The 8,225-nt window shown below is 44.0% G+C and carries 7 protein-coding genes and 2 tRNA genes; 8 read left to right on the forward strand and 1 reads right to left on the reverse strand.

The genetic code is table 11. The features are described 5' to 3' along the window. The first annotated feature begins 176 nt into the window (after positions 1-176). From HMPREF3034_RS05940 to asnS, 8 genes are all read left to right on the forward strand, one after another. A complete protein-coding gene (locus tag HMPREF3034_RS05940) occupies positions 177-902 on the forward strand; it encodes a nitroreductase family protein (RefSeq protein ID WP_062434005.1) in 726 nt (241 codons plus the stop codon). Between the two features lie 83 nt (positions 903-985). Continuing rightward, positions 986-1,903: a helix-turn-helix domain-containing protein gene (locus tag HMPREF3034_RS05945; protein WP_052052954.1), complete on the forward strand. Its 918-nt coding sequence runs from the start codon at positions 986-988 to the stop codon at positions 1,901-1,903. Positions 1,904-2,034: 131 nt separating this feature from the next. Then, a tRNA-Val gene (locus HMPREF3034_RS05950) sits at positions 2,035-2,109 on the forward strand. Between the two features lie 58 nt (positions 2,110-2,167). Further along, positions 2,168-2,644 (forward strand): hypothetical protein, encoded by a 477-nt coding sequence (locus HMPREF3034_RS12580; RefSeq protein ID WP_156431053.1) that lies wholly within the window; start codon positions 2,168-2,170, stop codon positions 2,642-2,644. 225 nt (positions 2,645-2,869) lie between these two features. Beyond that, positions 2,870-2,944 (forward strand) — tRNA-Val (locus HMPREF3034_RS05955). A gap of 137 nt (positions 2,945-3,081) precedes the next feature. Beyond that, on the forward strand, positions 3,082-4,428 hold the full coding sequence (purB, locus tag HMPREF3034_RS05960) for an adenylosuccinate lyase (RefSeq protein ID WP_062434008.1): 1,347 nt from the start codon (positions 3,082-3,084) through the stop codon (positions 4,426-4,428). A gap of 95 nt (positions 4,429-4,523) precedes the next feature. Continuing rightward, positions 4,524-6,008, forward strand: coding sequence for a pseudouridine synthase (locus HMPREF3034_RS05965; RefSeq protein ID WP_062434009.1), 1,485 nt, complete (start codon positions 4,524-4,526; stop codon positions 6,006-6,008). Positions 6,009-6,038: 30 nt separating this feature from the next. Continuing rightward, positions 6,039-7,433 carry an asparagine--tRNA ligase gene (gene asnS, locus HMPREF3034_RS05970; protein ID WP_062434013.1) on the forward strand — a complete coding sequence of 465 codons (1,395 nt, stop codon included), beginning with the start codon at positions 6,039-6,041 and terminating at the stop codon, positions 7,431-7,433. A gap of 68 nt (positions 7,434-7,501) precedes the next feature. Here asnS and HMPREF3034_RS05975 read toward each other — a convergent pair. Continuing rightward, positions 7,502-8,225 (reverse strand): RagB/SusD family nutrient uptake outer membrane protein (locus tag HMPREF3034_RS05975; protein ID WP_156431054.1); only part of this gene is annotated, 724 nt, incomplete at its 5' end.

The following is an 8,225-nucleotide window of genomic DNA, read 5'->3' on the forward strand; positions in this document are numbered from 1 at the left end:
CCTTCATCCTCTCTCCTAAGGAGAGGGGAGAATAGGAATCGGTTGTTCAATATAATCCTCTTAGTTACTCCCCTCCTTGGGAGGGGACGGGGGGGGTTAATCAACTATCAATGTAATATAGTCTCTGTAGGCACTCTCCTCCTTGGGAGGGGACGGGGGAGGTTAATATAATTCTTATGACTTTACAGGAAATTTTAAATCACAGAAGGGCCGTTCGCCACTACGACCCGGCACAACCGCTCGACAGTGAGCGCGTGTGCCAATGTATAGAAATGGCGACATTGGCACCTACCAGTTCTAATATGCAATTGTGGGAAGCCTATCATGTGACCGATAAGGGGGTGTTGCAGCAGTTGACGCATGCTTGTCTGGACCAGTTAACGGCTTCTACCGCTCAACAGATGGTGGTGTTTGTGACGCGTCAAGACCTCTATAAGGGGCATGCGAAGGCTAACCTCGAATTCTTGGTGGAAGATGTGAAGCGCAATAGTCCGGCAGAAAAGCACGAGAAACGTACGAAACGCTGGGAGATGTACTATGGTAAGTTGATGCCGTTCCAGTATGCTCGCTGTTTCGGTATGTTGGGATTGTTCCGTAAACTGTTGGCGCAAACCATCGGATTGTTCCGTCCTATGGTGCGCCAAGTGAGCGAACAAGATGTTAGGGTGGTTGTCCATAAGAGTTGTGCACTTGCCGTACAAACCTTCATGCTGGCTATGAGTGAGGCTGGTTACGACACTTGTCCGGTCGAAGGTTTTGATAGTGCCCTTGTCAAGAAAGCACTACACTTGCCTTGTGGTACCGAAATCAATATGGTTATCACCTGTGGTATGCGCCTACCCGATGGTGTATGGGGTGACCGTTTCCGCCTACCTTTCGATCAACAATATCATCGTATCTGATCAATAAAAATATCTAAAAAGGATAGTCTGTTTGATGTTTTAGTGTTACTTTTGTATCAAAATCAAATGGTATAGGAAGTAAAATGGAACATAAAGGCCGTGTGAGAGATTGGCAACAGGTTGTTGCAGATGTTCAAGAAGGTGCTCATGTGGAAATAGGATATTCTGATTCGGACATCATGTTGATTGATAATCTTCGTGCTCTGTCTGAGCCTGATCCCATACGAGTAAACATGAATGCGATAGCTTTTTGCAAACGAGGACGCATGCAAGGCCAATTGGATGGGGTGTCTGTTACGATTTGTATGGGCGAGGCAATTTTATGTGCTCCTAATGCCATGATAGAAAATGTCATGGTGAGTCCCGATTTTGAATGCGCTGTACTGTGTATCACGACCAATGGGCTGCGTAACATCCTTCATAATAATATGAATGTGTGGACGCAGGCTGTTTATGTGAATCGAATATCAAAGGTGAAGTTAACCGAACAAGACACTTTGTTCTACCAACAGTTTTATAGTTTGTTGGGGCTTTGTATTGATGCAGGTGCTCAATCAACGGCTTGGAAACCGTTCAAGGGCGAGTTGGTGCAGACTTTAATCAAGTGTGCGTTGCTGGGACTATGTTCTTTGCTTACCGATAGCATGAATAATGTGCCTGAAGACCATCAAGCCAGCGACGGAATTTTTACCCGTTTTGTCTCTTTATTGCAGAATAGTGAGGTGAAGCATCGGCCTGTAGAGGAATATGCGCAAGAACTGTTTATCAGTCCAAAATACCTGACTGTTATTTGTAAAAAGCAATCGGGCAAGACAGCTAACGATTGGATACGTGAGTATACTTTGGCAGATATTAATTATTATCTGCGCTCTACCGACCTCTCGGCCAAAGAAATTGCCCATAAGACCGGTTTCCAAAACGTCTCATTCTTTGGAAAATATGTGAAAGAACATTGTGGAATGCCACCCATGAAATATCGGGAAACGCTGCGAAATACATAAGATAAGTGGCTCGATATATGTAGGAGAGGGGCTTGAAAAGAAAAAAATAAGAGCTTAGATGAAAAAACTTTCATAAAAAGTTGGCAGTGTACAAAAAGTATTCTACCTTTGCAATCGCTTTACGAAAGTAAGGGCGTTTAGCTCAGCTGGTTTAGAGCATCTGCCTTACAAGCAGAGGGTCGGCGGTTCGAATCCGTCAACGCCCACATAGAGATAGTCTCTGTAGCCGTTTAAGGTTGCAGGGATTTTTTTTATTTATGGCCTATGAGTAATTTTGTGAGATTTTATATAAAGCATTTACGTAAATATCTTGCGGTATTTGTTGGTTACATAGCGGGCTTGATATTCTTATTATTTGTATTAGGCTGCTGCTATCTGCTTCCGGAACAAGGAGATTCTTTGGCGGGTGTCTTGTATTATTACCTGTTATTGATACTCGGAATAACTGGTATTATTGTCGATTTGGCGGTTCATATCTTTTGTCGTACTTATGTAATTCGCTTCTTTGCATGCTTAGTTACTATGCTGACATGGTTGATAACTACATTCATATTCTCACTATCTTTGCCACCAGCTGCTACTTGTTATCAAGAAGATGCAGTGGGAGATTTGGTTTGCATTATTCCGGGGTGGACTGATTGGGGCGATTATACGTTATGCGTTGGGTATGTATTACTATATTTGATAGCTGCTTTATTTATTAGCTTTTTAGGTAGATTATGCTTTAAAACTAATGGATAACAGTGTTCTAGGTTGTCGTGCTTGTTGCTTTTATCGTGTATTCCGAGCTTGTTGTCCTCATCATGGCATATTTGATAGGATGGTTGATGAATAGGAAGAAGAAAGAAAAATAAGGATATGAGACCCTGTTTGGGTTGATATTTGACTGTTTTTTGAAAAATATCATCGAAAAATTTGGTAGTATCAAAAAAGTCTTTTACCTTTGCAACCGCTTTACAGGAGTAAGGGCGTTTAGCTCAGCTGGTTTAGAGCATCTGCCTTACAAGCAGAGGGTCGGCGGTTCGAATCCGTCAACGCCCACACAATAGAGTCCTATAGTCGGAATGATTATAGGACTCTTTTCTTTTTAGATTATTTTATCAGTTTGCTTTTGTTGATTTTCTGGCAAAACAGTACCTTTGCACCATAATATATATATTACCAAAATACGTATTAGTATGAGTCTTGATCAGTTGACGGCGATTTCTCCGGTAGACGGCCGTTATAGAGGGAAAACAGAACCACTTGCGAATTATTTTTCAGAGTATGCTTTGATACGCTATCGTGTCCGTGTAGAGATAGAGTATTTTATTTCACTTTGTGAGCTTCCTTTACCACAGTTGGCTTCTTTCGACCATGCGCTGTTTGAACGTCTACGCGACATTTATCGCCTGTTTGATGAGGCTTGTGCCCAGCGCGTGAAAGACATCGAGAAGGTGACGAACCACGATGTGAAAGCTGTGGAATACTTCATCAAGGAAGAGTTTGACAAGATTGGTGGACTGGATGAATACAAGGAATTCGTGCATTTCGGGTTGACCTCGCAAGACATTAATAATACAAGTGTGCCACTATCTATCAAAGATGCTTTGACAGAGGTGTTCTATCCGCAGATAGAAGAACTCATTGCGCAATTGGAGACTTATGCAGAAGAGTGGAAAGATGTGCCGATGTTGGCCAAAACTCATGGTCAGCCTGCATCGCCCACACGACTTGGTAAAGAGATAGAGGTGTTTGCCTATCGACTCAAGGAGCAGTTGGAGATGGTGAAGGCATGCAAGATTACAGCTAAATTTGGTGGGGCAACAGGTAATTATAATGCCCATCATGTGGCTTATCCTGCTTACGATTGGAAAGATTTTGGTAATCGTTTTGTGAAAGAAAAACTAGGTCTGGATCGTGAACAATTCACTACTCAGATTAGCAACTACGATTATATGGGTGCCCTCTTTGATGGTATTCGTCGTATCAATACAATCATCATCGACCTTGACCGCGATTTTTGGATGTATATCTCCATGGATTATTTCAAGCAGAAGATTAAAGCCGGTGAAGTTGGGTCGAGTGCAATGCCGCACAAGGTGAACCCCATTGACTTCGAGAACAGCGAAGGTAATCTCGGTATAGCGAATGCTTTGTTGCAATTCTTGGCTCAGAAACTGCCGGTAAGTCGCTTGCAGCGTGATTTGACCGACTCTACTGTACTTCGCAATGTGGGTGTACCTGTAGGACATACAGTAATAGCTATCCAGAGTACATTGAAGGGATTGCGCAAGTTGATACTCCATGAGGAGAAACTAACTGAAGACTTGGATAATACATGGGCGGTGGTAGCCGAGGCTATTCAGACCATCCTTCGTCGCGAAGCATATCCACATCCTTACGAAGCATTGAAAGCTTTGACGCGTACAAATCAGAAGATGACGGAGCAAACGATTCATGAGTTCATTGCCGGATTGAATGTAAGCGATAGTGTGAAAGCCGAATTGATGGCCATTACACCGATGAATTATACCGGAATTTAACGATATATAGAGAGACGAATTATTTATTAATTATCATTATAGATTTTATTTCAACAACTTATTAACCGCCGTGAGGCTTAACAAAGAGAATTAAAATGGAGTTTGAAAACGAAAACAACAATCAGAATCTGTCGTCAGAACAGAGCGAGAATGGCCGTGAGGGCTATGCATCACAAGGAAGCTATTCAAGAGACTATCATTCAACAGGACGTTCACAACGCCCCCGTATCCATACACAACGTGCTTACAGCAGCGAGCGTGGTAGCATGAACGGAGGTAATTCAGAGGGTGGATTCCGCCCCGAAGGATTTGGCGTAGGTTTACAGAGCAATGCTCAAGGCGCCCCACAGCGTCCCTATCAACCTCGTCAACAACAAGGTGGCTATCGTCCTCGTTACAATAATAATGGTGAAGGTGGTTACCAACCTCGTCAGCAGGGAGGCTATCGCCCTCGTTACAATAATAATGTTGAGGGAGGATATCAGCCTCGTCAGCAGCAAGGTGGTTATCGTCCTCGTTACAATAATAATGGTGAAGGTGGCTATCAACCGCGTCAACAGGGTGGTTATCAGCCCCGTTACAATAACAATGGTGAAGAAGGCGGATACCAGCCTCGTCAACAAGGTGGCTATAACAGCCGTGGCGGATACAACAATAACCGTGGTGGCTATGGTAATAATCGCGGTGGTTATGGCTATAACAGCCGTGGCGGCTATGGAAACAACAATCGTGGCGGTTACAATAATCGCGGTGGTTATGGCAATCAAGGCGGCTATCGCCAACACACACCGGGCTATGATCCTAATGCAAAATACAGTTTGAAGAAGCGTATTGAGTATAAGGAGGAACACATAGACCCGAACGAACCGATTCGTTTGAACAAGTTCTTGGCCAATGCAGGTGTTTGTAGCCGTCGCGAGGCTGATGAATTTATTCAGGCTGGAGTGGTAACGGTGAACGGAAACGTCGTTACCGAGTTGGGTACAAAGGTGCTTCGTACAGATGAAGTGAAGTTCCACGACCAGAATGTATCCTTGGAAAAGAAGGTATATGTATTGCTCAACAAACCTAAGGATTGCGTGACGACGAGCGATGATCCACAACAACGCAAGACCGTTATGGAACTTGTGAAGGATGCTTGTCCCGAACGTATCTATCCGGTAGGTCGTTTGGATCGTAACACTACAGGTGTATTGCTTCTTACCAATGATGGAGATTTGGCTAGTAAGTTGACTCATCCGAAGTTCTTAAAGAAGAAAGTATACCATGTTTATCTTGATAAGAACGTCACAGCACATGATATTCAGCAGATTGCCGATGGTATTGAGTTGGAAGACGGAGAGATACATGCAGACGCAATCGAGTATGCTGACGAGCGCGACAAGAGTCAGGTAGGTGTTGAAATACACAGTGGAAAGAACCGTATTGTACGTCGTATCTTTGAAAGCTTGGGATATCGTGTCATCAAACTCGACCGTGTACAGTTTGCAGGATTGACAAAGAAGAACCTTCGCCGTGGCGATTGGCGTTTCTTAACAGAGAAAGAAGTAGAGATGCTCCGCATGGGTGCATTTGAATAAGTTGTATTTTAAAGATTCTATTATAACAATATGAAACGAACTAAAGTCGTCGATGCCCTTCAAAGTACCGACTTTGGACGAGACATTATCGTGAAAGGATGGGTGCGTACCCATCGTAGTAGCAAAGCCGTAGACTTCATCGCGCTGAACGATGGTTCTACTATTAACAACATACAGGTGGTAGTAGACCCTACGACTGTGGATGCCGACATGCTCAAAAGTATCACTACCGGGGCTTGCCTTTGCGTAACAGGTACTTTGGTAGAGAGCCAAGGACAAGGTCAGACCGTAGAGATTCAGTGCCGTGAGATTGAAGTTTATGGTCTCTGTGCGAGCGATTATCCTATGCAAAAGAAAGGACAATCATTCGAATACATGCGTCAACATGCTCATCTACGTTTGCGTACGAATACCTTTGGAGCTGTGATGCGCATTCGCCATCATATGGCTATTGCCATTCATAAGTATTTCCACGACCATGGCTTCTACTATTTCAATACGCCGCTGATTACAGCTAGCGATGCAGAAGGAGCCGGACAAATGTTCCAAGTGACCACGAAGAACCTCTATCGTTTGGAGAAAGACGAGAATGGAAAGATTAAGTACGAGGATGATTTCTTCGGAAAGATGACCTCACTCACCGTGAGTGGACAGCTAGAAGGTGAATTAGGAGCCACAGCCCTAGGCCAGATTTATACCTTTGGTCCTACGTTCCGTGCAGAGAATAGTAATACTCCTCGCCACTTGGCAGAGTTCTGGATGATTGAACCGGAGGTTGCTTTCATTGATATGAACGACTTGATGGACTTGGAAGAGGATTTCATCAAGTATTGCGTGAAGTGGGCTTTGGACAATTGTAAGGACGATCTTGCTTTCCTCAACAAGATGATTGACAAGACGTTGTTGGAGCGTTTGCAGGGCATTTTGAAGGATAGCTTCGTGCGTTTGCCTTACACTGAGGGTGTGAAGATACTTGAAGAGGCTGTTAAGAACGGCAAGAAATTCGAGTTCCCTGTATCTTGGGGCATGGATTTGGCGAGCGAACACGAGCGTTATCTCGTAGAAGAATACTTCAAGAAGCCTGTCATCATGAGTGACTATCCAAAGGAAATCAAGGCTTTCTATATGAAGATTAACGAGGATGGAAAGACTGTTCAGGGCACCGACGTGCTGTTCCCACAGATTGGAGAAATCATTGGTGGCTCTGTTCGTGAGGAGAATTACGAGAAACTGATGGGCGAAATAGAAGAGCGTCACATCCCTATGAAGGATATGTGGTGGTATCTCGATACCCGTAAATACGGAACATGCCCTCATGGTGGTTTCGGTTTGGGTTTTGAACGTCTTATCCTTTTCGTTACAGGTATGCAGAATATTCGTGACGTAATACCTTTCCCACGTACACCGAAGTCGGCAGAATTCTAAGGAATATCATATAAAAAAGAGTGGCAATCAATTTTGATTGCCACTCTTTTTTTGTTTATCTATGTAGATTACCATTTTTTTTCTACTTCCGTATCCGGGTACGGCATATAGATCAGATTGTCACTCCAACTACCTGTTACCAACACACTCTCTTGTGCTGTGAATCCTGTTGCAACTTCAAGAGGCTTGTTTGCCTTTCTATACTCGAAGTTTTCTTTCAGTCGATTCATACGGAACTCATCGCTACGACGGGTTACCATGGCTACCCAATAGCCTGCAACTTCCCATCCATGTTCCATGTATGCAGCCTCGGCAAGCTCATTTGCCGACATCGCATCAATGCTTACGCCTCCAACCTTATCGGCTTCGGCAGCGTTAACAGCACGTTGACGTACCTTTTTCAGGCACTCTTTGGCCTGTGTCAAGTCCGAACTGCCGCTACGAGCAGCTGATTCTGCGTACCATAACATGACTTCGGGATAGCGAATCAGTTTGTGACGAGTGTCGGTACACATTCCTAAGTAAGGAGGTTTGGTGTAGTCGTAAGGTGCACGTACCTCTTTCCCCTTCTCATCGGCATTGAGTGTAAAGACTGTAAACATAGGATGATACTCTGCTACAACAGGTTTTCCATCCTTCTTTTCCCACCAATCAACCAATTTACCGTCTTTCATACGAATCTTTGGACTGTAAACGGCTGCCTTTCTAGGGCCTTCAGGGAAGTTTTTCCAGAACTTAATTTCTCCCCATCCATCTCCCCATGGAAAAGCCACACTAATTTGACCCACGCTG

It is taken from the genome of Prevotella sp. DNF00663, assembly GCF_001553265.1.
GTDB lineage: Bacteria > Bacteroidota > Bacteroidia > Bacteroidales > Bacteroidaceae > Prevotella.

Excerpts from the sequence above, each read along its gene's own strand:
- HMPREF3034_RS05940 (WP_062434005.1), top strand. The coding sequence starts at position 177 with ATGACTTTACAGGAAATTTTAAATCACAGAAGGGCCGTTCGCCACTAC.
- HMPREF3034_RS05945 (WP_052052954.1), top strand. The coding sequence starts at position 986 with ATGGAACATAAAGGCCGTGTGAGAGATTGGCAACAGGTTGTTGCAGAT.
- HMPREF3034_RS12580 (WP_156431053.1), top strand. The coding sequence starts at position 2,168 with ATGAGTAATTTTGTGAGATTTTATATAAAGCATTTACGTAAATATCTT.
- purB (WP_062434008.1), top strand. The coding sequence starts at position 3,082 with ATGAGTCTTGATCAGTTGACGGCGATTTCTCCGGTAGACGGCCGTTAT.
- HMPREF3034_RS05965 (WP_062434009.1), top strand. The coding sequence starts at position 4,524 with ATGGAGTTTGAAAACGAAAACAACAATCAGAATCTGTCGTCAGAACAG.
- asnS (WP_062434013.1), top strand. The coding sequence starts at position 6,039 with ATGAAACGAACTAAAGTCGTCGATGCCCTTCAAAGTACCGACTTTGGA.